Below are 26,501 nucleotides of genomic sequence, written 5' to 3'. Positions count from 1 at the left end.
TGCAGAGATACATGCAGAGATACGCAATAGAGCTACGCTATAAAACTACGCACGCCAACCACGCAACCAAAAAGCCTACAATGAATACGCTTAGGCATGTCGTCTAGCAAACGCACCAGCAACAGCAAACATTGAGAACAGTCCAAAAGACAAGAACTTGAACATAACAGCCGACTGGCCGCCAGTATGCGGCAAAGGCACCGGCTGAACAAAAGTCTCCAAATAATACAGTGTATTGAAGAAGACTAAAGGAGACTTTGGATTACTAACAGGCACAGCATCATCGCTATCGCCAAGTTTTGTCCAGGTGCAAGTATCTTTTGTACCATCGGTTTTTGGCTTCTTAAACCAGATTTTATAAGTATTGCCTTTCCCAGTGTCATCTGTTTGAGAACCATTTATAGCACTTCCCAACTTTGACGCAAAACTACTTTTTACTACTTTGTACGCATAATCTTGCAAAGGTTCGTTTTCAACCTTCGTTATAGTAGTCGAATCATACAACGCAGGAACATCGTAAGTATAAGTAGTTCCACTAGAATCACCACACGTACACGAATTCATCTCGCCAGACTCAATAAGCTTAGCGTTAACAACCTTGTAGTATGCAATCTTTTTAAGATTATTATTTTTTGAAATCGTACTTAAAATCACATCATTATTAGTTACGACTATATTATTGCTTTTAGATGGATTATCATCAGTTTTGGAGAATATTGCACCCTTAGCAAAATGACTTTCGATAGGATTATCCCCAGGATGATCATCAAAATCTTTAGACTCCCATCCATTCGCAATCAATGTGCCTTTAAAACCATCAAACATACCATCAACAGAAAAGTAATGCTTGCTCTTATCATCAGGGTTAGCATTAGCCAAAGGTGTCTTCGATTTTGTAAAAGTCTTATTGCTGAAATCTAATACGAAATTGTCGCCGCTTTCTGCTCCTGCATTGGAAAACATTGAACTAAGATCCGTAACTTTTGAAATATCCCACTTGCTTAAATCCGCAGCGCCGGTAAGTTTTTTGCAATCCGCAAACATTCTAGACATGTCCTTAACATTGCTAACCTTCCACTTTTCTAGACCTTTAAGATTACCCAAGTGAGTACAACCACTGAACATGCTAGACATGTTCGTTACATTGCTCACATTGCTAGCCGCGCTATCCTTGCTTGCCTCCCTAGCCCAGCCGCTCAAAGGCTCAATACTCTCCAACGCTCCACAACTATTGAACATGCTAGACATGTCCTTAACATTGCTAACATTCCAGCAACTCAATGCACTTATATCAGTCAGATTATCAAAATCAGAACCGCTAGCCTCATGGCTGAACATGCTAGACATATTCGTTACATTGCCAACATTCCAATTTTCTAGACCTTTAAGATTACTCAAGTTATTACAACTACTGAACATGCTAGACATATCCGTAACATTGCCAACATTCCAACCGCTCAAAGAATCAAGACTGGTTAAGCCATTACAACTGCTGAACATGCTGCTCATGTTCTTAACACTGCCAACATCCCAATTTGCCAGACCGCTAAGATTACCTAAGCCATTACAACTGCTGAACATGCTGCTCATGTCCGTGACACTGCCAACATTCCAACCGCTCAAAGAATCAAGACTGGTTAAGTTATTACAACTGCTGAACATGCTGCTCATGTTCTTAACACTGCCAACATCCCAACCACTCAAAGATTCAAGACCAGTAAGACTGCCGCAATTGTTAAACATGTCATGCATATCCGTAACACTGCCAACATTCCACTTTTCCAAAGGATCAAGTTTAGTAAGAAAACTGCAATCATAGAACATTCTAGACGTGCTAGTTAATGCGCTTGTACTGCTCTTACCGCTTGTATTCCAATTAGATAATCCACTGATACTATTGAGGCTAGAGCATTCTGCAAACATGTCATCCATTTTTTTAACGTTACTAACATTCCACTCTCCTAAGCCTTCAGTACTTTCAATGCTGCCGCACAGCGCAAACATTGCCCTCATGTCTTTAACCTTGCTCACATCCCAACCACTCAAAAATTCAAGCGAACTCATACTATTGCAGTATTCGAACATACCGATCATTGCCACAACGTTTTTAGTCTTCCAATTTTTCAAACCAGTAAAATCTGTTATGCTAGTGCAACCCTCAAACATTCTGTTCATGTTCATAACATTGCCAACCTTCTCTGCCCAACCACTCAAAGGTTCTAACGAACCAATAATCATCTCACCTGCATACCCGTCTACTGGATTCAAAGCATCATGTTGATTTTTGTTCTTAATAACAGACGCGAACATTCCAGACATATTTCTAACATTACCAACATTCCAGCCACTCAAAGCCGCAAGCGATTTCAAGCTCGTGCACCCCTCGAACATGTTGCTCATGTCCGTAACATTGCCAACCTTCTTTGCCCAACTAGTCAATGCACTTATATCAAACCCATTCTTATCATCATCATACTGAACCTCAGACACAAAATCAGGATCAGAAGCGCATTCCCCGAACATTCCACTCATGTTCGTAACACTGCCAACATTCCAGCCATTCAAATCATCAAGACTAGTTAATTTCGTGCACCCCTTGAACATGTTGCTCATGTCCGTAACATTGCTAACATCCCAATTTTTCAAAATATCAGGAGAAAGCAAGCCAGTGCACCCCTCGAACATGTTGCTCATATTCTTAACATTGCTAACATCCCAATTATTATCCGAATTAAGATTGTCTAAAAATGTGCACCCCTCGAACATGCTTTGCATATTCTTAACATTGCTCACATTCCAACCTGCAAAATTATCGAACACACTATACTGAACTGAGGAATCCTTAAACAGATAAGACATATCTGTAACATGACTTACATCAAAGTTTTCACCATTTTCAAAAAAAGAAACACTTTTACCTGAAAAAAGACCTTCCTTACTCTTTGACAAACTCCCGTACCCATACACTGTGCCACCTTCAAATGAGATCGTGGCACCATCATGGAGCTTCTTAATTTTTTCACGAATAGCACTAAATGCTTGACTCCGTTCGGCACTGATAGCACAGTCCCCTTCCCCTGATGGAGACTTAATCGTGACTTGAGTATCATTAATCACAGCTACGCAAGCAGGAAGCCTTCTAACTTCATCTAGGCTTAAAACCGCGCTACGATCTTTGCCTACAACTTTTTTAAGTTTATTAGCATCTTCCTTTTTAGCTTTAGCCTTTTTCTTAGCCTTAGCCTTTTCCCTAGCCTCAGCTTCAACCTTGTTCTTAGCCTTGTTCTTATCTACATTCTTGCTATTTTCTTTATTTAATTTATTCTCATGCGCAATCGCAGGAGCATTAGTTTTCTTATTTTCACCACCGACATCATTGCCTGATTTTGCATCATTCCCAGCACCTTCGCCAGCATTGCCGTTATCCGCAAACACACCCACATTAGAATCGTTATCAACTTTCCCGCTAAATTCCCTGTTGCCTTCCCCTTCTGCACCAGCCTTTTTGCCAGCACCATTGCCAGCCTTATCTTTACTCTTATCATTCTCGGTAACAGCAGCTAAAGCAGCAGCAAACAATGGATTCTTCATTGCGTTGGCAGACGCCAGCCCTGGCAGCACAGTTATACTTAAAATCATAGAAACAACGCACAATGCAACACTCGACACTACTATCACACGATGCTTCATATTTTTCTTCATATTCCTCACCCTCGTGATACGTAACAGTCGCTAACTCACGTAAGACAGCACATATCTCTTATTTTGCACACTGCCGCAGTTCTACCGTGAACACACTATTTACGCTTGCTATACCTTTTATAGTATACGCCTATAATGCTAATCAGTAAATATGTATAAGCACACTAGTGCAAATGCCTGCCATGCGGCGCAAATGCGATTTTTTGCGTTTTTCTTGCTTTTCCTTCTTGTTAGCCTTCATTCCTACTCCAATGTGCGAATTGCAGATTTTTCCGCTTTTTGTTGCTGATTTTGCCGATTAAAGCAACATTTTCGGGCGCGACGACCTGCATGAGCGCTTAAAGCAGAAGTTGGAGCAATCACAAAAGTAGCAAGCAACGTTGCAGATGCTACAAATAACGAAAGTAACGCTCGACTCGTGCACGAGCCACACGCTTTTTGAGACGCGTTTTTGGATGTATTTTGAAATGCTTTTTGAGATACACTTTGTGATGCGCTACTGGATGATTTTACGAACATGTTTTTGAATACATTTGAACGCAAAGCGGCGCAAGAAGACTTTTTAGACTCTCTTGCAACGCTAGAGTCAATGCGGCGTACAACAAAATCTTTAATCGCGCGCTAAACTTTTAATAAAACCTTTTGAATATTCCTTAATATTCCTTTAACTTCTCTATAACGCTCCCTGACTTGCACAATAAATAAAGGCTAAAGGTAATTGTCTTTACTGCAAGCACAGCAATGTAATGCAAGCACAGCAATGTGAACTGTTAAACAGTACAATCAAAAACCTCATGTACTGTACAGCTGTAAGCATACCCCCTCTCCCATGGCAGAATTCAAGTCAAATACACGAATTTAATGATATTTCTAAAAATTCCTATATTTTATGAAAATAATGGTTAGATACGTTAAAAATATTTAGAACATTACGCATTTTTAGAAAATTTTACTATAGACAGTTTTGTTTACGTACACTTCGGGCGTGTCATAAACACTAAATACAGTTAATTAGAATAAGTACAACCCCAATATATACTGATTCTCATTACACTCAGCCATACGCACGCCTACTTTAACGCTAAAACAGTGCGCTAGTATAACCAATTACTGTGTCTTAAAGTTAGGGTTATAGGGGTTATAGGCAAAACATTTGCATAAAAAAAAAACGCGGTAAAAACCGCGTGTATCGTGCGCCAGACAGGATTCGAACCTGCAACCTTCTGATCCGTAGTCAGATGCTCTAATCCGTTGGGCTACTGGCGCATGTTCTCCAAAAACTCGGAACTCTAACTTTCCGTTGTTTTTGGCAACTTGACTAATATACAACCATCTTCACAAAAACACAAACCCTGGCGTGTCGCCAGGGTTTGCATCTAAAACATAAGAATCTAAAAAGTAAAAACTAATTAAGACCTATGCTCAAGAACCTCATCTACCATTCCGTATTCTTTAGCTTGAGGAGCCGTGAGAATTGTATCTACCTCAATATCTTTACGAATACGCTCAACACTTTGGCCAGTATGCTTTGCAAGAGTAGCCTCTAACCATTCGCGCAAACGCAACATTTCTTTAGCTTGAAGCTCTATCTCTGTGGCTTTGCCAAAATCTTGACCCATAGCAGGCTGATGAATAAGCACGCGAGCATTTGGCAAAATCATACGCTTACCAGCAGCACCAGCAGCAAGCAAAATCGCAGCAGCCGAAGCAGCTTGACCCAAGCACACCGTTTGCACATCTGGCTTAATGTATTGCATGGTATCGTAAATAGCCGTCATAGCCGTCATAGAGCCACCAGGAGAGTTAATGTACATCATTATATCTCTGTTTGGATCCATGCTTTCTAGAACCAAAAGCTGTGCCATAATGTCGTCTGCAGAAGTGTCGTCAACCTGAACACCCATAAAAATAATGCGATCCTCAAAAAGCTTTGTGTATGGATCTTGAGTTTTCAAGCCGTATGGCGTTTGCTCGCCAAATTGTGGCAAAACGTAACGATTTGTAAACACACCACTGGTCTGACCAAATCCACCCAAACGCTGGGCGCGTGCAACAAACTTTGCTTCTTCACTTGCCATTAAAATCACTCCTCCCCACGCATAGAAGCTGGAGTGGTAACAATCTTATCTACAAAGCCATACTCCAAAGCCTGCTGAGCGGTAAACCAATGATCATACTCATTGTCTCTGTAAATCTCTTCAACGGTATGACCAGTCTGCTGTGCAGTAAGCTCAGCAAGAGTTTTCTTCATATCCATAATAAGCTCAGCATTAATACGCACATCTGTAGCAGTGCCACCAACACCGCCAGAAGGCTGATGCATTAGCACGCGAGCGTGAGACGTAATAAAACGCTTACCAGGCGTACCAGAACTTAGCAAGAACTGACCCATAGAAGCAGCCATGCCAACAGCAATCGTAGCAACATCTGGCTCAATAAGTTGCATAGTGTCGTAAATTGCCATTCCAGCGGTAATAGAACCACCTGGCGAATTAATATAAAGCCAAATATCTTTCTTAGGATCTTGCGCGGCTAGCATAAGCATCTGAGCGCAAATAATATTGGCATTTTCATCCTTGACTTCTGAGCCAAGCCAAATTATACGATCTTTTAAGAGTTGATTAAAAATCGAATCCGTTGGATTTTGTGGCTCCCCTTCTTGCATAACGGGAGAAGCCGTAAACAGATTAGTCACCTTATCTCCTTACAAACATTTTGAATATATCTAGACTATCGTGTGCGTGTGACCGCAAGCCAAAATGCGAAGTAAAATGCTCAACACAATTAGACATGCAATTAGACACGCAATTAGACACAATCACTGCAAATAGCATAAGACAAAGTAACGCAAAGGGTGCGTTTACTAATTCCGCAACTAAAAGCCACGCCATAATCGGAGCTTTTCTAGAAGACGCAAGTAAAGAAGCAGCACCAATAATAGCTACAGAAATCGCAGAAACTTGCGAAATATCAAAAACTTGCAAAAAACCAGACGTTGAAAAAATAGCGTATAAAATCACGCCAAAGCAAGCGCCAGTTGAAATACTCGGTTGCAACACGCCTCCAGAAGCACCGTAACGCAAAACAAGCAAAGTAACAGCCATTTTCATTATTGCAAGAAGCAACAAAATAATCATAATATGCGAGTTTTCTGCCATATACGGAAAGATAGATACAGAAAACGCAAGTTGGCAAAGCGACCTACCGTTTCCCATAATATGCGGAAACCAACAAGCTGCAACACCAATAACTAAGCCAGCCACAGGCATAAAACACAGCATTTGCATGCCACGCAAAGCATGAGTTCTACACCAAATAATACCCAAGCGAAAAACGTAGCCTACTAAGCCGCACACGGCACCAACAACAACAGCTAAAACGCAAATTTGCCAAGAAATCACGCAAGAAAATTGCGAAATATTGTAGTATCTAGAATGATGCAATAACAATTCAACAACAAACGCAGCAACATAATTCATAACAAGAGCAAAAGGCAAGCAATGCAAGCGCTCCGAGCGCGCAATATTTTTAAGTACATTAACTATTACAGAACCGTTTTCGCGATTTAGAAACGCATAAAAACCAAAACCTTGAGTTTTACTAAGCAAACCTAAAGAAAGCACGGTACCAGCTAATGGCGCGTTATACACTGCAGACAAGCCAGCACCTGCAGCAGACGCAACAAGTATGCGCTGAGTTTTAACAGACACATTAAAAATACGGCTGTAACGCTGAGCAATCATTGCAGCTAATTCTCTCGGAGCTACTTCCCTGCCGATTGAAATTCCAGAACCAACAATGCCGATTTGTAGCAAAACATGTGCAATAGTAGAAAAAATTGGCATATTGCTTCCACTAACAGCTTGCGGAATAGTAACAATTCGAGGAGGACTCTCCTTCTTTCGCAAAAAATACCAAGCTAGTGCAGCAATAGTCATAGCAATTGTGCAAGATAGCACGTAGCGATACCAAGGAAGACCTAAAAATACAGTGTTTTTAGCAGATTCAATTGAGCTAAAAGCAAGGTATTGTACAGCGTAAAAAATAAGTGTAAGAACTGTTGCGCCTAAGCCAATAAGAATTCCAAGAACAACCGAAGATGCAACAAAACGAGCTACTCGAATTGCAAAACTAAGTAACTTGCAAGATTTGCAGAATTTGCCAAACTTGTCAAACTTGCAACAAGCTTCATGTTTAGTTTTAGCACTACTATCCATAATGTCTCGCAATTCTTAAGATTTTTCTGTAACCCTGTAACCCTGTAATTATCGTAATTATTTAATTAGATATAAGTAAGACCCAGCAGAGCTACGCTCTACTAGGCCTTAAATAACAGGATTATTAGAAGATTCTAATTTAGAAGATTCTAACTACTTTTCCGCAGCAAGCTCGTCGGCAACAGCTGCAGCAGCAGAAGCAGCCTTAACGCTTTCATCTTCTGGCTCTTCATCTTCCGACAAGAAAGCACTCAAATCAAGAGCTTCTCCGCCAGCAACGAACTTTACAGCACGCATACCAGCAAGCAAGCCCTTAGAGCGAGCAACTTCTTGAACAGCAGAACCAAGCTGACCATTGCGAACAATTGCGTTAATAAACTGGCTTGGATCCATTCCGTACTGTTGAGCAACAGAAACCAAGAAGTTGGTAACGTCTGCTTGAGAAACAGAAACATCGAGGCTTTCTGCCAAAGCGTCGAGAACCATTTGGTCGCGAAGCTCCTTTTCTGCAGCCTTTTCAGCCTCGTCCTTTTGCTCTTTAGTAGCCTTTTCTGGATCTGGAGTCATGCCCTTAAGATGCTCGGCAACAGCCTTATCTTTAACACCCTTTGGAACAGGAATTTCAACTTCTTCCTGAATCTTAGCAATAAAGGCATCGCGAGCAAGAGTTGCTTGGCGACCTTCATTTGCTTGCTCCAAAGACTTACGAACGTCTTCCTTAAGTTCCTTCAAAGTGTCGAACTCAGATGCTTCCTTAGCAAACTCATCGTCAAGCTTTGGCAATTCCTGAGCCTTAACGGAGTTAACCTTTACCTTAACCTGAGCCTTCTTGCCCTGGTTCTTTCCAGCCTCAAGAGTGCCTTCAAAAGTGGTTTCTTCTCCAGCGGAAAGACCTTCCAAAGCCTCATCCAAACCATCAAGCATGGTGTTGGAACCAAGCTCGTAGCTTACGCCATTTTGAGAATCGGCAACTTCGTCGTTAATCTTAGCTTCCAAATCAATGTTTGCAAAATCACCCTTCTTAGCTGGGCGATCAACGCCAACAAGAGTGCCAAAACGTGCGCGCAAAGCCTCAAGACGAGCCTCAACATCGCTGTCTTTAACTTCTGGCTTCTCTACTTCGATTTCTACACCCTTAAACTTGTTAAGCTTGAACTCTGGGCGACGCTCAACAGTTGCAACAAACTTAAGCTTAAGTTCATCCTTAGCAGATTCTGGAACTTCCTGAACATCAAATTCTGGCTGATCCATTGGGCGAATCTTCTTTTCTTCCAAAGCCTTAGAATAAAGCTCTGGAACAGCAGAATTTACAGCTTCACCGGCAACAGCACCGAAGCCAACTCGCTGATCTACAATCTTGCCTGGTACGTGTCCCTTACGGAAACCTGGCACATTGATTTGCTTTGCGATCTCTTTACGAGCCTGATCCATAAATGGCTCAAAATCCTCGAGATCTGCGGTAATGGTGAGCTTAACCTTAGTTGGCTCAAGATTCCTGACGCTGATTTTCACGCTTCATGCTCCTGAAATTACGTTTTCTAGCTTCTGCCATATGGCACAACCGTTACATAATAGCGCGAGTTACGGACTCTGCAATTAAATCGCTTTGCCACGTTCTTGCGCCCTGCTCTACAAGAAACTCCTTAACGTTAATATGCTCAATATTATCTTGCCAACAAAGATTGCGAATAATTTGCGGTTTAATAATGATTTCTGTAGGAGTATGCGTATCTTCCGCAATCTTGATTAAAGACTGCTTTACATTTTGTAAACGCTCATATCTTTTAGGATGATGATCACGCCAATACTTCATAGATCGTGGAGCTGCTTGCGACTCTTGTGCGTCGCCAGAATCCGCAGAATCGCCAGAATCCGCAGAATCTTCAGAATCGCTAGAATCGCAGTAATTGCCATATTTGCTACTTGAATCATCAAGCTTAGAAACAATAGCAACTTCCCCACTTTTAGCTCGACTAATCGCGTCTTCTATAACGATTTTCCACACATTTGGCTTGATTTTGCGCTGAATTGGAGCATAACGTTCAAACATCTTGTCTTGTTCGCTGCCCGTGTGAATCCTAACTCGTTCGTTAAGAATGCGAATCGAGCGAAACTCCCTAGAATTACTTGGTTTTCGCTTGCCTGCTTCAATAATCGCAGCATCCGAAAGCAATAGAGTTGGCGCAATATCGTATTGACGAGCAAGCTCATCTCGCTTTTGCCACAGCTCTTTTGCAATCATTAAGCCGATTTTATCGTGCATAAGAACACTTATATGAGATATCCTAAGCCAAGGATTTGGGTGAGGAGCCTTCTTTTGTGCGCCTTTACTTAATAAGTGTGCAAACTCTTGATTTGCCCATAAAAGCTTGCCTTGTTTTTTAAGCTCACTGCTCATTACTTCTTCTAATTCGATTAGTAATTCAACGTCTAAAGCCGCGTAATTTCGCCAATCTCTAGGAAGTGGGCGGTAAGACCAATCCGCTGCAGAATGTTCTTTTGCAAGAGTAAGCCCCAAATAATATTCAGTTACAGAGCTTAATCCAAAGCGCTTTCTGCCAAGTAATTTAGCTGCGATTTCTGTGTCAAATAAAGCACGCGGACGCAAACCAATATCGAAAAACCCTGGTAAATCTTGCATCGAATCGTGAATAATCCAAGGCGCATCTCCTACTGCCTTGTTAAATTCATTCCAATCAACGCCAAGTTTTTCTAGAGCTATTGGGTCTAGCAATCCAATTCCTGCACCTTTGCGTTTGAACTGAATCAGCCAATCTTCGTGACCATATCTAAAACCAGATGCACGCTCTGCGTCTGCAGCCAAAGGACCCGACCCTGCTGCTAACAAATTACAATATTCTTTATATGCTTCAAGCGTATCAATGACTTCTGGAACTCCTTCTCTAGGCTCTTTTAAAAGCTTTGGTTCCTCGTTCAAAGACGCCTCCCGATTGTACGCTTTAGCCAAATTCTTGCGTTTTTGCAAAATATTCTGTACTTTTTGCAAAATATCCGTAAAAAATATTTAAGCCGTGTTATAGATTGTGCATCTTTTAACACGGCTTCAACTTTCGCACACAACTACGACTAATCACAAATAAGTAATCAATTAAATAATCAATTAAATAATCAATCTGTTTTATTGTTTGCTATTTCGTCATTTATGCGCTTAACAAGCCTAGTTTTAAGGAATCTTGTAAGAGTAAATGCGACTGCCGAAACTAAAACTGTTGGGATAACATAGAGAGCATGTATGCCTAAATCGCTTATTGGGAAAGTGGCAAGTTCTGTAGCGATAGTTATAGCAATAGATATTATCGGCACTTCAATAAGAGGTTTCTTATCGAAAGCCGCAACGATATTTATCGGCAACAAAATTATTGGCAAAACAATTAAAATAATAATCGCTGTGCCAAAGCCAAACTGATCGTTACACCGTGCAAAAATAGCTAACGCTAATGCAAAAGCTAATGCAATCCAACAACCTATTCTGCGCTTCATTGCGTATCCTTTCTCTAAAAAGGGTATTTGTATAATTATACAAAATCCTTTAAAAAAAAACAATACTATACGCAAAGATTGCCTAAATTACAGTTACATTTTTGACGCAGTCTAAATGCAGCCTAAATGCAGTCTAGTACACAACAAAACCGTGGTCTTTGAACTGGTTTACAACTCGCTCTTTAAGCGCCCTAGAAGGTCCTTTTTGATTCTCAAGAGGGTACGGAATCCTAAGCTCATGCCACTTTGGGCGGCCTAGCTGATGGAATCCAAGCACGTCAATATGCTCAACAGCATCACCGAATGAATCGCAAATCTCGGCAACTTTTTCAACGTTTTCTTCGCTGTCTGTAAGACCTGGAACAAGCACAAAACGCACCCAAATCTTCTTACCAGCCTTCGCCAAGCGCTGACCAAAGTCAATAGTTGGCTGAAGCAAGCCGCCAGTTACTTTTTTATACGTTTCTTCAATACCAGATTTAACATCTAGCAAGCAAAGATCAATATCGTCAATCATTTCGTCTGTATAATTGCGATTCAAAAAGCCCGAAGTATCTAGGCAAGTATGCACGCCCATTTCTTTTGCAGCACGAAATACTCTAGATACAAAAGCTGGTTGCATCATGGACTCGCCGCCAGAAAATGTGATTCCGCCGCCTGTTGCCTTAAAAAGACTTTGATAACGGTCAACTTTTTTAATCATTGCATCTAAGTAAACTGGCTTGCCATCGCGCATTTTCCAAGTATCAGGATTTTGGCAATATTGACAACGAAGTGGGCAGCCACTCATAAACACTGTCATGCGAGTGCCAGGGCCATCAACAGAAGTGTTAATATCCCACGAATGCACAAACCCAATATCGCCAGTTTTAAGAGCAACTAAGCGGTCTTTTCTGTCTAATCCAATTGGAGATTCAAAACCAGAAAGACCACCCATTAAAGTTTGTCGGGCATACTCTTTTGACTCCTTTAACATGTGCTGAGTCGTAGTGCGAAAAGCTGTGTTTTCAACCATTTACATGCCCTCCTATAACCGTCTTTGGTAATCTTTAAGTCTATTTTATTTGAAAAGCCGCCAGGAGCAAAACCTGCTCACTCCCGGCGGCACTCATAAATCAATCAGAATCAGTCAGTAACTGAACCCTGGTGGAATGTACGAGAAATAACGTCGAGCTGCTGCTCCTTAGTGAGCTTTACGAAGTTCACTGCGTAGCCAGAAACACGAACCGTAAGATGTGGGTACTTTTCTGGGTGCTCAACAGCGTCTTCAAGCTGTTCCTTGCGCAAAACGTTGATGTTTGCGTGGTACAAGCCGTGGCCATTGCCAGCGTCCAAAATACCAACAAGGTTGCTAATGCGCTCGTCTTCGTCTCTACCCAAACCGTCTGGAGTAATGGTGTTAGTCAACGAGATACCATCGAGAGCATCGTCGTAGTCAATCTTGCCAACAGAGAACATGGATGGAAGCATGCCGTGCGAATCCATACCATTTTCTGGGTTTGCACCTGGAGCGTAAGGAGTGCCCTTCTTGTGGCCAGATGGGAAGGAACCAGTGTTCTTGCCGTACTCAACGTTAGAAGTAATAGTCAAGATGGACTGAGTTGGAACAGCATTACGGTACACAGGCAAACGCTTTACCTGACCCATAACAGTGCTTACAACCCACTTTGCCAAGTCATCAGCACGATCATCATCGTTACCGTAGATTGGGAACTCGCCAACCGTCTTGTAGCCAACGATTAAGTCGTCGTCACCGCCCTCAATGTACTCGTACTCGTGGCCTTCTGTATTCTTAGCATCCTTGTTGTAGATTGGGTAAACCTTTGCATACTTTAGAGCAGCCAAGGAATCTGCAGCAATAGACAAGCCAGACATACCGCATCCGAGTGTACGATAGACTTCCCTATCGTGCAAAGCCATCTCAATGGATTCGTATGCGTACTTATCGTGCATGTAGTGGATTATGTTCAAAGCCTCAATGTAGGTTTCGGAAAGCCATTCCAAAGCCTTCTCGTAATTGGCCTTAACCTTCTCGTAGTCAAGAGTTCCATCAGCTTCTGGCTTGATTGGGTCAATAACACCCTTATCAATAACCTGCATGCCAGTCATTTCATCGCGGCCACCGTTAATCGCGTAGAGCAAAGCCTTTGCGGAGTTAACGCGTGCAGCGAAGAACTGCATTTGCTTACCAACGCGCATTGGGGAAACGCAGCAAGCAATAGCAGCGTCATCGCCCCAGTGCTCACGAATATCTTTATCGGACTCGTACTGAATTGCAGAAGTGTCGATAGAGATTTGTGCGCAGAAACGCTTGTAGGCTTCTGGAAGCTTTGGATCCCAGAAAATAGTGATGTTTGGCTCTGGACCTGGCCCAAGATGCTCAAGAGTCAAAGTGTTGAGCAAACGGAACGAAGTCTTAGTAACAAAGGTACGACCATCATCGCTGAAGCCAGCATCAGACCAAGTTGCCCAGTATGGATCTCCAGAGAAGATTGCGTCGTAATCCTTAGTACGCAAGAAGCGCACAATACGAAGCTTCATAACCAAAGCATCAATGATTTCCTGAGCGTCGGTTTCGTTGATTAAGCCAGCCTTCAAATCGCGCTCAAAGTAGCAATCGAAGAATGCGGAAACACGGCCGAAGCTCATTGCAGCGCCATCCTGGCTCTTAACAGAAGCAAGATAGCCCATGTAAGTCCACTGAACAGCTTCCTTAGCGGTTTGAGCTGGGCGGCTCAAATCCAAGCCGTACTCATTACCCAAGTTAATAAGCTGCTTCAAAGCCTTGATTTGCTCATCGTGCTCTTCACGGAAGCGAATCCAATGCTCAATCTCGGTCTCAGTAAAATCGTTGCGGTATGGAATCGAATCCTTATCGCGCTTCTTGAACTCAATAAGCATATTTACGCCGTAAAGAGCCACACGACGATAATCACCGATAATACGACCACGGCCATAAGCATCTGGCAAACCAGTCAAAATCTTGTTGTGGCGAGCAATCTTAATATTCTTGGTGTAAACACCAAACACGCCATCGTTATGAGTCTTGCGATAAACGGTGAAAATCTTCTTAATTTCTGGATCTACTTCCTTGCCAGCTTCCTTAATGGCCTGCTCAACCATTCGCCAACCACCGTTTGGCATCATAGCACGCTTGCAAGGTTCGTCGGTTTGCAAACCAACGATTACGTTATCTACTTCTGGGCTTTCAATGTAGCCTGCTGGCATTGCGTCGATACCTGCTGGAATATGTGTTTCAACGTCGTATACGCGGCGCTCGCGCTCAACTGCCAAGTAGTTGTCGTCGAGGTATTTCCACATATGCTTCGTTTTTTCGGTAGCGTCTGCCAAGAACGTCTCATCACCCTCGTATGGGGTGTAATTCTTTAGGATAAAGTCACGAACGTCAATATCTTTTTCCCAATTGCCGCTTGTAAAGCCATCCCACGCTTTTGCACGAAGATCCTCTTCGCTGAGAACGGATGCATCCACTGATGCCATATTTGACTCCTTTCGTATCCACGACGCTTCTTCACGTCGCCTTCTCTACTATGTTAGAGCAACGTTCAAACAGTACACGTCGATTTTTGGCATTTTTAACGTGAGTTACCTCACATTTTACTGTTTTTTAGATTATTTTTAATAAAAAATGCTAGTTTGAATCCTCAAACTAGCACATATACAACGGGTAGAGAGCAGGCGGCTGCTGGCGATTTTTCCCAAGCTCCGCTAATCCATTCCCAGCCTTCGCCTATTCCCTAAACGCCGTTGTTACTGGTATTCGCCTATCTCTGCCAAAAGCAATCGCACTAACTTTTGGACCTAACGGATATTGCCTACGCTTCCATTCTGCGCGGTCTACAAGCCTAATAACTGTATCAACTGTGCGCTCATCAAAACCATCTGCAAGCAAATCCGCTCGTCCGTGAGCAAGCTCAATATGCGCTTCCAGCACTTTGTCTAGCAAATCGTATTCTGGCAAAGAATCAGAATCCTTTTGCCCTGGTCTTAGCTCTGCACTTGGAGGCTTAATAATCGAGTTTACAGGTATAAGAATTCCATCTTTTGGAGCCTTTTCTTTAGGATTATTGTCTTTAGGAAAATCTTCACTCCCAGCAATAGGCAACATTCCAAGACCTACGCCATTTTTAGCAGCGCGATTTCGCCATCTAGAAAGCGCCCAAACGCGAGTCTTAAACAAATCTTTAATAGGAGCATACCCTCCTACCGCATCTCCATAAATCGTAGAATAACCGCATGCAAGCTCCGACTTATTGCCAGTAGCTAAAGCCAGCAAACCTTTTGAATTAGAGTACGCCATAACAATCACGCCTCTAACTCGCGCTTGCAAATTTTCTGCAGCTACACCTTGCAAATCAAGCTGATTTTGGAATGACTTAAAAAGCGGCTCAATAGGCTGAATATCGTAGTGTGCTCCAAGCCGTTGCGCTAAATCGCAAGCATCATCTTTAGAACCAAGCGAAGAATACATGCTTGGCATTGAAATTCCCCAAACGTTTTGCCCTCCGCAAGCATCTGCCGCCATAGTTGCAACTAGCGCAGAGTCGATTCCGCCAGAAAGTCCTAAGCAAACGCCCTTAAAGCCGTTTTTACGCATGTAATCTCTGAGTCCTAAAACGCATGCGCAATAAACTTCTTCGTCTGGGTCTAATTTTTGCGCAATCGTCGAGCACTTTTGCACATCTAAATCTGTATTAAAATCAACAAAACTTAAGTCTTGATCAAACATTTTAGAACGCTCAATCAGGGATCCGTCTGCGTTTACTACAAAGCTTCCACCATCAAAAACAAGATCGTCTTGAGCACCAACTTGATTTACGTAAACAAGCGGAGCATTAACCTCTTTTGCACGCTTTTGCGCAAGCTTTAAGCGAATATCCGTTTTGCCTTCTTCGTACGGAGAACCGTTGATTGTTACTAAAACATCAATCCCCTCTTTAGAAAGACGCGCAACTGGACCGCCGTCTTGCCAAATATCTTCGCAAATCGCAAATCCTAATTTTGCGCCTTTAACGTTTAGAATTCCGCAATCATTTCCAGACGAGAAAATTCTAAATTCGTCAAAAACGCCATAATTTGGCAAAAAATGTTTGTCGTAAACAAGTGCCACTTTTCCGTTGTTAATAACAAGCAAGCGATTTCTTGGCTTACCTAATTCATCGTCTACACCAACCGTTCCAACAACAACGTATAAGTCACCTAATCCGCTATCTTTTAAGCTTTTTGCAAGACTATAAGCAGCATCATTAGCTGCTTTTCTAAAAGTCGCGCGCAAAGCAAGATCCTCGATTGGATACCCTGTTAGTGTCATCTCTGGAAACACAACAATATCGGCGTTACCACTGCTTGCGTCTTTGCAAAATCGCAATATTTCATCCGTATTTTTGCTTATATTTCCAACGCAAGTGTCAATCTGAGCTAAAGCTAAACGCAAAGAAGTCATGTTTTTATTATAAGCCATGTTGCATAAGCCGCATCGCATAAGCCGAATTGCGTAATCCATGTGCATAATCCATATTGCAATAAAAACGTTTTAGCTTTTCAAATAGAAAAATCACAAAACGCCAATCGTAAAAATAGCAAAAAACAAAAAATCAAGCTCTAAATGCAAAAAATAATTGTTGATTATCTTATTGATTTTATTAGCTTTACTAACTCGTCATAAATTATACAAATAGAAAATAGGTAGCGAAGAGGCTGCAAAATCGCATATATTGATATTCCGTTGCTAAGAAACAAAATAATCAACGAACAAAAACATTAAAGGACAAGGGGAAAAACATGAAAATCACAAAGAGGAACACAAAGATTATTGCAGCTTTTACAGCACTAACTGCGATTTTAGGATTGTCTCTAAGCGCATGCGGATCTTCTGCAAATGGAGCAACTAAAGACGATAAAGTGATTAAGGTTGCAGCTTCCCCAACTCCTCACAGCGATATTTTGAACAAAGTAGTTAAGCCGATTTTGCAAAAGCAAGGCTATAAGTTGGTTGTTAAGGAATTTACTGATTACGTTCAGCCAAATACTGCCGTAGAAGAAGGCGAAGCAGACGCAAACTACCATCAGCATTTGCCATACTTAGATAACTTTAATAAAGAAAGAGGAACACATATTATTTCTATTGCTGGAATCCACTTTGAGCCATTTGGACTTTACCCAGGAAAGACTAAAACAATTAAGGACTTAAAAGATGGCGCAACAGTTGCTGTTCCTAGCGATCCAACCAACGAAGCTCGCGCACTCCTTCTTTTGCAAGACGCAGGTCTTCTTAAGCTAAAGAATCCAAAGGATGTTAACTCAACCAAGAAGGATATTGTTTCTAATCCAAAGAATCTAAAGTTTAAGGAAATAGACGCCTCTTTGGTTCCAACAGTTGTTAAAGACGTTGATTTAGCTGCTCTAAACGGAAACTACGCTATTCAAGCTGGATTTAACCCAACTAAAGATCCTCTTACAAGCGAAAAAGTTGGAGGCGTAGCCGCTAAGACATACGAAAACATTATTGCTGTTAAGAAGGGCTCCGAAAAACTTGCTAAAATCAAGGCTCTTATTAAGGCACTAAAAACCGATGCGGTTCGTGACTTTATAAAGAAAAGCTACAACGGCGCTGTTCTTCCAGTGTTTTAACGTGATTACAGCGTTTAATCGCAAATAAAAAAAAGAGACATGTGCCTCTAAAAAAACTAGAGGCACGTGCCTCATATTTGTTTTATAATTCGTTTTACAATTCGTTCTACAATCGGTGGAAAAATGATTCAGATTGAACATCTTTATAAGACTTATTCAAGCGGCAAGACTAAGCACGAAGCGCTTAAAGACATTAATTTGACTATTGAATCGGGAGAAGTCTTTGGAATTTTAGGTTCTTCGGGAGCTGGAAAGTCTTCGCTAGTTAGATGCATAAACCTTCTAGAAAGGCCTACGAGCGGAAAAGTTGTAATAGACGGAAAAGATATTACAGACGCTAAAAATCGCGATTTATCTAATATCAGGTCGAATATTGGCATGATTTTTCAAAACTTTAGTCTTTTCCAGCAGCGAACTGTATTGCAAAATGTGACTTTTCCTTTGGAACTAAACCACACGAATAAAAACGAACGAGAAGAGCGAGCAAAATATTTGCTTGACTTAGTTGGATTAAAAGATTTAGCAAACCGCTACCCTATTCAGCTTTCTGGCGGCCAGCAGCAACGTGTTGCTATTGCGCGAGCGCTTGCTAACAATCCTTCGATTATGCTTTGTGACGAAGCTACAAGCGCATTGGATTCAACAACTACAGCGCAAATACTTGACTTACTTAGAAGAATTAACCGAGATCTTAACGTTACATTGGTTATTATTACTCACTCTCTTGCAGTTGCACGCAATATTTGCGATAGAGTTGCAATGATTGATGGCGGGAAAATCGTAGAAATCGGCGATACTTCAACGCTTTTTAAGAATCCGCAAAGCAATATTCTAAAAACACTTATTGCAAACGAAAATGTTGAAAATCATAGAGATAACAGCAAAAACATCAGCAATAGCACAAACAACAACGACAACAGCAAAAACAGTGAGGTGAAATAAGATGCCAGAAAATATTTCACAATTTATAAACGACTACGGAGAACTAATTATTGAAGGCACAAAAGACACAATTGTTATGACTTCAATATCTACGTTATTTGCATACGTAATAGGACTTCCAATAGGAGTTCTTCTTATAACAAGCGCAAAGCAAGGAATTTGCCGAAACGCATTGCTTAACACTGTTTTAGGAAGCATTGTAAACGTTGTGCGATCTGTTCCGTTTATAATTTTGCTTGTTGCTATAATCCCACTTACAAGACTTATTGTTGGAACATCCTTAGGTGTTCCAGGAGCAATTGTTCCGCTTGTTATAACCGCTGCACCTTTTGTAGCGCGAATTGTTGAGCAATCTTTGGCAGAAGTTGACGGAAGTCTTATAGAAGCTGCTCAAAGTTTTGGAGCAAGCAACACACAAATCGTATTCAAAGTATTGCTTTTTGAAAGCTTGCCTTCGCTAATTCGCGGAGCGGCATTGACTTTTATTACACTTTTTGGATTCTCTGCAATGGCTGGAACAGTTGGCGCAGGCGGACTTGGAGATATTGCGATTCGCTACGGTTACCAACGCTACCAATACGACGTTATGAGCGCAGCAGTAATTTTGTGCATTATTCTTGTGCAATTAGTGCAAAGCATTGGAGATTTAATATCCAACAAAATCAACCATCACGAGCGCTGATATTAATCAAAATAAACAATAAACAGTCTTTAATGTATGGGAGAATCGCAATATGACACTTATTAATATGCATACATCTGAAGGCGATATAAAGATTAATCTTTTTGACGATAAAGCGCCTGTTACAGTAAAAAATTTCGTTGACTTGGCAATTGGCACAAAAGAATGGATAGATCCTTTTAGCGGCAAAAAATCTAACGAACCCTTTTACAATGGCTTAACTTTCCACAGAATTATTAAAGACTTTATGATTCAAGGCGGATGCCCTCTTGGAAACGGAATGGGCGGCCCTGGCTACGAATTTGACGACGAGATTGACCCATCGCTAAAGTTCGATAAGCCATATTTGCTCGCAATGGCAAATGCTGGAAAGCAACGCGGACGCGATGGCCGCTTGCATGGCACGAATGGATCGCAATTCTTTATAACAACTGTTCCAACTCCTTGGCTCGATGGCCATCACACGATTTTTGGAGAAGTTGCAGATGATGAGTCTAAAGCTGTTGTAGATAAGCTAGAATCTGTTCCAACAGATAGGTCTGACGCTCCACTAGAGCCAGTTGGAATTATATCTATTGATGTTATTAAGTAAAACTTATAAAACTATAATATAAAACTATAAACTATAAAACTTCCAGCCAAAGCATTATTTGACTGGAAGTTTTATTGTTTAGCTACGATTTAGCTACAATCTAGTTACTGTTTAATCGCAGTTTAATCGCGTTCCATTCTTCTAAGTCGCGGTTCCGCACTATCTTTTGCACCCGTAATTCTATAAACGTCAAAAACGCCATCAATCTTACGAATTGCAGCAAGAAGAGTGTTCAAATGTTGAGGATCTGCCATTTCAAACGTAAATTGGCTTGTAGCAACGCGATCGTCTCCAGTAGCAATCGTTCCCGAAAGAATATTTACGCCATGATCCGAAAGAACTCGTGTAACATCCGAAAGCAAATGCTGACGATCCAAAGCCTCTACTTGAACTTTAACAAGGAACAAGCCTTTATCGCTAGTCCATTGCACAGGAATAACACGCTCCGATTGCGACTTTTGCAAATCAATCATATTCTGGCAATCCGTTCTATGAACAGAAACGCCCTGATTTCTTGTTATAAAGCCAACAATGTCATCTCCTGGAACAGGCATGCAACAGCGCGCAAGCTTAACCCAAACATCTCCAACGCCCTTTACAGAAACGCCAAGAACGCCGTTAGACTTGCGACTACGCTCTGCTCTTCTAAGAGGAAGAGCCTCTTCTTGCGCTTCTTCTGCTACTTCTTCGCTTCCTGCATCTTTAACAAGACGAGAAATAACATTTTGTGTAGAAACTTGACCTTCGCCAATCGCAGCGTAAACAGCTTCTACGTTAGCAGTAATATTAAGCTCTTGCGCAACGCCTATTAACGCTTGCGGAGTGAGCAAAGTAGACAAAGGCAAGTTACGTTTACGCATAGCGCGCGTAAGCTCGTCTTTGCCCTCTTCAATGGCCTCCGAACGGCGTTCCTTGCTAAACCATTGCCTAATCTTATTTCTAGCTCTAGGGCTTTTTACAAAACTAAGCCAATCACGCGACGGACCAGCCGTATCGGACTTAGACGTAAGAACTTCTACAGTATCTCCGTTGTTAAGCTTTGTATCTAGTGGAACAAGCTTTCCATTTATGCGAGCGCCCATCATTCTGTGTCCAACTTCTGTATGCACAGAATAAGCAAAGTCAACTGGTGTTGCGTCTTGCGGAAGAGCAACAATACTTCCCTTTGGAGTAAACACGTAGACTTCCGAAGCTCCAAGATCTTGCTTTAAGGATCCTAAGAATTCGTCGGAATCTGGCGTTTCGCTAGTCCAATCTGCAAGCTGCTGAATCCACTTTAAGTTATCTAATTCGCTAAGCTCTTTGTTTTCTTCTTGCTCACGCTTAACATCACCCTTATCTGGCTTGCTTAAAGCGCGACCAGCTTGGCCGTTTGCTTTGTACTTCCAGTGTGCAGCAATACCAAATTCAGCACGCCTATGCATATCCCATGTGCGAATTTGAATCTCAACAGGCTTTCCGCCAGGGCCTACAACAGTAGTGTGCAAGCTTTGATACATATTTAGCTTAGGAGTAGCAATGTAGTCCTTAAATCGGCCTGGAACAGGGCTCCAACGCGCGTGAACTGCGCCAAGAGCCGCATAACAGTCTCGAATAGAATCAACGATTATTCTAACGCCTACAAGGTCGTAGATATTTTCAAAATCGTGACCGCGAACAATCATCTTTTGGTAAATTGAGAAGTAATCTTTTGGTCGCCCCTTAACAGAAGCTTTTACTCGCTGCTGACTTAAATCTTCGTTGATTTCTTCTAGAATTTGACGTAAATATACTTCTCGCTGTCCAGCTCTTCTAGCAACTAACACTACGATTTCGTTATAAATCTTAGGGTATAAAACCTTAAAGCTTAGCTCTTCAAGCTCTGTTTTAATAGCATTCATGCCGAGTCGATTTGCAAGAGGAGCATAAACGTCTAGAGTTTCTCGAGCTTTTTTATGCGAGCTAGACTCCTTAACGTACCTCCACGTACGCGCATTATGTAATCGATCCGCAAGTTTTACTACCAACACTCGCACATCTCGGCTCATTGCAACAACCATTTTGCGAATTGTTTCTGCTTGAGCGCTTTCGCCGTACTCCATATTGGATATTTTTGTAACGCCATCTACAAGGCCAGCAACCGTGTCTCCAAAATCAGCCCTACACTCTTCTAACGTGTAGTCTGTGTCTTCAACAGTGTCGTGCAACAATCCTGCAGCAACAACAATAGGACCCATTCCAAGATCAGCTAAAATTTGAGCTACAGCAAGAGGGTGAATAATGTACGGCTCTCCCGATTTACGCCTTTGACCCGTATGCTGTTTTACGGCTCTTTTATACGCCTTATGCAAAATATCCATGTTTTCATCGGGATGATGCCACTTGCACATTTGCAATATAGGACGCAATGGGTCTCGCATATCTTCGCTAATTTCACACCCGAGCATATTAGCGCATTTAATATCTTCTTGAGATTCTCCCATTGAATGTCACCTCATTGCACGCCAGTAGAGCCAAATCCTTTAGTGGATCTATCGGAGCCTGGAAGCTGACTTGCTTCAACAAACCTAGCTTCAACATAGCGTTGAATAACAAGCTGAGCTATGCGATCTCCACGATTAAATTGCACAGTATTATTTGGATCCATATTGATTAATGGAACCTTAATCTCTCCACGATACCCAGCATCAATCGTTCCTGGAGCATTAAGAACAGTAACACCCTGTTTTACAGCTAAACCAGAACGCGGATGAACCAAAGCCACGTATCCAGCAGGCAAGGCGATTGCAACGCCAGTCGGCACTAGAGCACGCTCAAATGGACGCAATGTAACGTCTTGCGTAGTTCGCAAATCCGCTCCAGCATCTCCAGCATGGGCGTAAGAAAGATGCTCCATTGCAGCCTGGCTATCTGTTCCATCGTTCAAATATTTAATAAGAACTTCCACCTGCTCTGGGCCCGTATAGGTATCATCGTAAGCCATTAAGCTGCGCACTCCTTACAAATCGGTTGACCGTCTTGAGACATTTGAGCGAGCTGGCTTCTGTGCTTTACAAGGAAGCATTCGGAGCAAATGAACTCATCACCTTGCATTGGTATTACTGTAACAGATGCGTCTTCGTTGCTAAGATCTGCGCCTGGCAACTCGTAATCTTCTGCAATAGCGTTTTCGTCATCGTCTATATCGTTTGCAGAACTTTGAGAGCCTTTGCTCAATGCTTCCAACGACTCCTCGTCTTCGTCTTTACTACGAGGAGAATCATAATCCTGTGCCATTATGGTCCTTTCGTTTTTAAGATTACTTATTGCTTAAAACTACTTTTCTACTTTACTTATAGCAATTAGCACTATTTATAGCAATTAGTCTAAATCTACCTACGCGCATAGCATACATGAAAGCTACCCCGCATAGAATACTCGCTTTTTTATTAATAGAAAATGGCAAAGAAGGCATACTATGGACTAAAGTATGTTATAAGTATCGTTAAAAGCGAGGAAAGTGGTGCGCAATGCTTGAAAATCCGCCAAAAGAGGCGAGTTTCGATCATGTGGATAATAATGGCGATTTAATTTTTATTTTTGAAAACACGCCGTTAAAAATTCATGTTGACGACACGCTGGAGCGCGCAATCGCCGAGTCGAAAAAACTAACAAATGTTGATGGACGTAATCAAAATACAGTTAATTCGACTGGCAAATCGGACGATTCGCCAACTGCAACTACAGCAACTCTGCCTATATCTCAAATTCAAGCTTTAATACGCGCTGGATTAGAACCAGAACATGTTGCAAAGCGCTACAACGTAAGCGAATCTCAAGTTAGACGATTCTCAAGCGGAGTAGAAACCGAAAAACAATATGCTATTGAGCAATTCTTGACTGTTCCAGCACCTAAGCAAAGCAATATGCGAACTCTTTCGGATTTGATTGAACGCACTCTTGCAAAAGCGCATATTGGAATGGAAACAGTAAAGTGGCGCGCTACAAGACGCGGACTTGAGCCATGGCTTATAACAGCAGAATTCAACACTGCTACTCGCACAATAAAAGCCGAGTGGACTTGGAACATGCACGATAACTCCGTTGCTTGCGCTAATCCTTCTGCAAGATTGTTACTTGGCGAAGAAGTTATGAATAATGATTCTTCCAAAAAGTCACAATTTGGCGGAACTTATAGAGATACTGTAAGCATTAGCTTCCCATTTGCAAACGAAGATCTTCCAGGAAACTCAATTCGTTCTGCAAGAATAGAGCGCGCTGTTTCTCAATGGGAATCAAGGAATAGTGAGAACCTTGCAAATGTTGCAAACGTTGCAATGCAAGCGCAAAATGCAAAAAATGAGCAAGACCAAAATGCGCAAAACGCACAAGAACAATACAATGCGAATAATGCGAGTAAATCACTAGGCCAAAATAATGAAAATCCTTTAGATTCTTCAGATTCTTTGCAAAGCTACGAGCAAAACAATAATCTAAGTACTTTAGTTGCAAATAGCGAGAACCAAGTGGGTGCAAATGTTGTATCTAACAGTATAAATGCTGTACAAATCGCATCGAATATAGCAAATTCGGCCAATTCTGATTTGAGCAAATCTAGCAACAATTCAGATGCGATTTTTAGCAATAACTCCAGCTATAGCTCTAATAGTGAATCGCGCAACGAAGAAGAAAAACAAGCAAATCAAGAAAATAAAAAAGACAATCACATTCAAGCAGACAAAACTGTTTCGATAGAAACGCCAAAGTCTGCGCAAACGCCAAAGTCTACTAAAGCGCGCGCAAACGAACATTCTAAAGCCAAAAAGAGCAGCCGCGCAGCTGTTCCTAGCTGGGATGAGATTCTTTTTGGCGAAGGATGATTTAGCGTAAATTAAGCTATATCAACTAAGCACGGAATGTCCATTTCCATTGCGCTCATAGAGCCATGAACACTCGGCAAGTTCATGGCTTTTTCTGTTTCGATTCTAGAATCAACGATTGTTACAGATGACTTTGCTTGAACAAGAACATCTCCAATAACGTTTAGCGCAAGCGAGCTGACTTCTCCAAAAACGCCATCTTTAACAGCTTGCTCTTTAGTTCTAACACGCGCTTTATCTTGCAAAACATTAGTCCACCTTAACGCAATGTCTTCTGGACTTTCGCCATCTTCCGCGTAAAGCATAACAGACCTAGGCTCTCCCCCAACAAGCTTAACGCCTTTAGTAAGACGACTATCTTTTGCAATATCTATTTTCAAATCTGGATTTGACTCAATCATTCCATGGTCTGCAGTAATAACGATTAGAGTGCCTTTTTGACAATTTTTTCTTAAAAGATTTAATTGTGCGTCTATTTGCTCAAAAATAGAAACCCAATTCTCGGATTTCCAACCGTAATTGTGACCGATTTTGTCTATATCTCTAAGATACAAATACGTTAAACCAGGCGTTTTAGTGCTGTTTGCAGCGTTTATAATTCGCGCTCTAGCAGTTGTTCCGCTTATAAATTTAGCTCCTCTAAAAGCTGCTTGAGTTAAAGGAGAATCCTCAAATTTTGAAAGACTTACGTGGTTTGCTCTAACACCCAAGATAGAAAGCGATTCAAATATTGTAGGCTGACGTTGCAAATCTAATGGATTTGGAGCATCCCTAAATTGGATTAATTGAGATAATGCGCCAGTTTTAGGATTTTTTTGAGTGTATCCTGTCATTGCAGTAAGACCAGGGCAAGTTCCAGTGCCAAAAGTGGCCATTGCTGCAACCGTAGTGCTAGGAACGCAAGTTGTTATAGGGCGCTGATTTGCGCTGTTGTTAAGAAGAGCACGCAAATATGGAGCATGACCTTTTCTAATAGCAAGATTCCAATATCCAAGACCATCCACAAGCACAACAACAGCACTTTTTACTTTAGGAAACCCAAACAAATCTCGCAAAGAATCAGGATTTTTATGGATTTGTGTGCAAATTGGCGATCCTATAGAAGCACTAAGAGCTGGAAGAATCGAAGATAGATGAAGAGCAAATTTAGGATTATTGTATGCGTCACGAATTTTGCTACTTTCAACAAACTTCAACAAGTCATCCAATTGTGGAATCTCAATAGTCATAAGCTACATTGTAGTTAAAAAAGACTACATTAAAGTTAAATTCGAGTTAGCGCTAAAGTTAGATTCAAATCATAAGAAATAACGCAAGAAAAATCGCAAGAAAAATCACCACTAAAATGGCAATTAAAATCACAAGAAAAAATAAGC

At 41.6% G+C, this 26,501-nt stretch carries 18 protein-coding genes, 1 tRNA gene and 1 pseudogene; 5 read left to right on the top strand and 15 right to left on the bottom strand.

Annotated features, from left to right (window positions below):
* Positions 1–90: 90 nt before the first annotated feature.
* The 11 genes and pseudogenes from AC1EKB_RS05215 to AC1EKB_RS05165 all read right to left on the bottom strand — a co-directional run bounded on the left by AC1EKB_RS05215 (position 91) and on the right by AC1EKB_RS05165 (position 16,884).
* Positions 91–3,702: a BspA family leucine-rich repeat surface protein gene (locus AC1EKB_RS05215; RefSeq protein WP_415694028.1), complete on the bottom strand. Its 3,612-nt coding sequence runs from the start codon at positions 3,700–3,702 to the stop codon at positions 91–93.
* A 1,192-nt stretch (positions 3,703–4,894) separates the two neighbouring features.
* Positions 4,895–4,968: transfer RNA gene (locus AC1EKB_RS05210), tRNA-Arg, on the bottom strand.
* A 143-nt stretch (positions 4,969–5,111) separates the two neighbouring features.
* Positions 5,112–5,780: an ATP-dependent Clp protease proteolytic subunit gene (locus AC1EKB_RS05205; protein ID WP_415694027.1), complete on the bottom strand. Its 669-nt coding sequence runs from the start codon at positions 5,778–5,780 to the stop codon at positions 5,112–5,114.
* A gap of 5 nt (positions 5,781–5,785) precedes the next feature.
* Positions 5,786–6,397 carry an ATP-dependent Clp protease proteolytic subunit gene (locus AC1EKB_RS05200; protein WP_004132141.1) on the bottom strand — a complete coding sequence of 204 codons (612 nt, stop codon included), beginning with the start codon at positions 6,395–6,397 and terminating at the stop codon, positions 5,786–5,788.
* A 35-nt stretch (positions 6,398–6,432) separates the two neighbouring features.
* Positions 6,433–7,919: pseudogene (locus tag AC1EKB_RS05195) on the bottom strand (chloride channel protein).
* Positions 7,920–8,072: 153 nt separating this feature from the next.
* Positions 8,073–9,431 carry a trigger factor gene (gene tig / locus AC1EKB_RS05190; RefSeq protein ID WP_060786026.1) on the bottom strand — a complete coding sequence of 453 codons (1,359 nt, stop codon included), beginning with the start codon at positions 9,429–9,431 and terminating at the stop codon, positions 8,073–8,075.
* A gap of 52 nt (positions 9,432–9,483) precedes the next feature.
* The gene (locus AC1EKB_RS05185) at positions 9,484–10,857 is read right to left on the bottom strand and encodes an HRDC domain-containing protein (RefSeq protein WP_415694025.1); all 1,374 of its coding nucleotides are present in this window, start codon (positions 10,855–10,857) and stop codon (positions 9,484–9,486) included.
* A 191-nt stretch (positions 10,858–11,048) separates the two neighbouring features.
* A complete protein-coding gene (locus AC1EKB_RS05180; RefSeq protein ID WP_415694023.1) occupies positions 11,049–11,420 on the bottom strand; it encodes a hypothetical protein in 372 nt (123 codons plus the stop codon).
* A 133-nt stretch (positions 11,421–11,553) separates the two neighbouring features.
* The gene (gene pflA, locus AC1EKB_RS05175) at positions 11,554–12,435 is read right to left on the bottom strand and encodes a pyruvate formate-lyase-activating protein (protein WP_004112608.1); all 882 of its coding nucleotides are present in this window, start codon (positions 12,433–12,435) and stop codon (positions 11,554–11,556) included.
* A 110-nt stretch (positions 12,436–12,545) separates the two neighbouring features.
* Entirely contained in the window at positions 12,546–14,921 is a 2,376-nt protein-coding gene (pflB, locus tag AC1EKB_RS05170) for a formate C-acetyltransferase (protein WP_415694021.1), read from the bottom strand.
* A 250-nt stretch (positions 14,922–15,171) separates the two neighbouring features.
* On the bottom strand, positions 15,172–16,884 hold the full coding sequence (locus AC1EKB_RS05165) for an NAD+ synthase (RefSeq protein WP_415694048.1): 1,713 nt from the start codon (positions 16,882–16,884) through the stop codon (positions 15,172–15,174).
* Positions 16,885–17,222: 338 nt separating this feature from the next.
* On the opposite strand from AC1EKB_RS05165, the gene AC1EKB_RS05160 reads away from it, so the two are divergent.
* The 4 genes from AC1EKB_RS05160 (at position 17,223) to AC1EKB_RS05145 (ending at position 20,287) form a co-directional block, all read left to right on the top strand.
* Positions 17,223–18,071, top strand: coding sequence for a MetQ/NlpA family ABC transporter substrate-binding protein (locus AC1EKB_RS05160; RefSeq protein WP_481249015.1), 849 nt, complete (start codon positions 17,223–17,225; stop codon positions 18,069–18,071).
* Between the two features lie 123 nt (positions 18,072–18,194).
* A complete protein-coding gene (locus tag AC1EKB_RS05155; protein WP_415694017.1) occupies positions 18,195–19,013 on the top strand; it encodes a methionine ABC transporter ATP-binding protein in 819 nt (272 codons plus the stop codon).
* Position 19,014: 1 nt separating this feature from the next.
* A complete protein-coding gene (locus AC1EKB_RS05150; RefSeq protein WP_415694015.1) occupies positions 19,015–19,695 on the top strand; it encodes a methionine ABC transporter permease in 681 nt (226 codons plus the stop codon).
* A 52-nt stretch (positions 19,696–19,747) separates the two neighbouring features.
* A complete protein-coding gene (locus AC1EKB_RS05145) occupies positions 19,748–20,287 on the top strand; it encodes a peptidylprolyl isomerase (protein WP_415694013.1) in 540 nt (179 codons plus the stop codon).
* A 122-nt stretch (positions 20,288–20,409) separates the two neighbouring features.
* Here AC1EKB_RS05145 and AC1EKB_RS05140 read toward each other — a convergent pair whose 3' ends face one another.
* From AC1EKB_RS05140 to AC1EKB_RS05130, 3 genes are read right to left on the bottom strand one after another with little or no spacing between them, the layout of a single operon-like run.
* Positions 20,410–22,749 carry a RelA/SpoT family protein gene (locus tag AC1EKB_RS05140; protein ID WP_415694011.1) on the bottom strand — a complete coding sequence of 780 codons (2,340 nt, stop codon included), beginning with the start codon at positions 22,747–22,749 and terminating at the stop codon, positions 20,410–20,412.
* Positions 22,750–22,760: 11 nt separating this feature from the next.
* Positions 22,761–23,249, bottom strand: coding sequence for a dUTP diphosphatase (gene dut / locus AC1EKB_RS05135; RefSeq protein ID WP_004132127.1), 489 nt, complete (start codon positions 23,247–23,249; stop codon positions 22,761–22,763).
* A complete protein-coding gene (locus AC1EKB_RS05130) occupies positions 23,249–23,542 on the bottom strand; it encodes a DUF4193 domain-containing protein (protein WP_004574584.1) in 294 nt (97 codons plus the stop codon). Before AC1EKB_RS05130 ends, dut begins: the two co-directional genes overlap by 1 nt.
* Before the next feature lie 233 nt (positions 23,543–23,775).
* Here AC1EKB_RS05130 and sepH point away from each other — a divergent pair, with 233 nt between their 5' ends.
* The gene (gene sepH / locus AC1EKB_RS05125; protein ID WP_415694009.1) at positions 23,776–25,125 is read left to right on the top strand and encodes a septation protein SepH; all 1,350 of its coding nucleotides are present in this window, start codon (positions 23,776–23,778) and stop codon (positions 25,123–25,125) included.
* Positions 25,126–25,136: 11 nt separating this feature from the next.
* On the opposite strand, the gene AC1EKB_RS05120 is transcribed toward sepH, so the two are convergent.
* Positions 25,137–26,354: an alkaline phosphatase family protein gene (locus tag AC1EKB_RS05120; RefSeq protein WP_481249014.1), complete on the bottom strand. Its 1,218-nt coding sequence runs from the start codon at positions 26,352–26,354 to the stop codon at positions 25,137–25,139.
* Between the last annotated feature and the right edge of the window lie 147 nt (positions 26,355–26,501).

This window comes from Gardnerella sialicivorans subsp. sialicivorans, from assembly GCF_056746795.1.
This window is presented reverse-complemented; position numbering and strand designations above follow the sequence as displayed.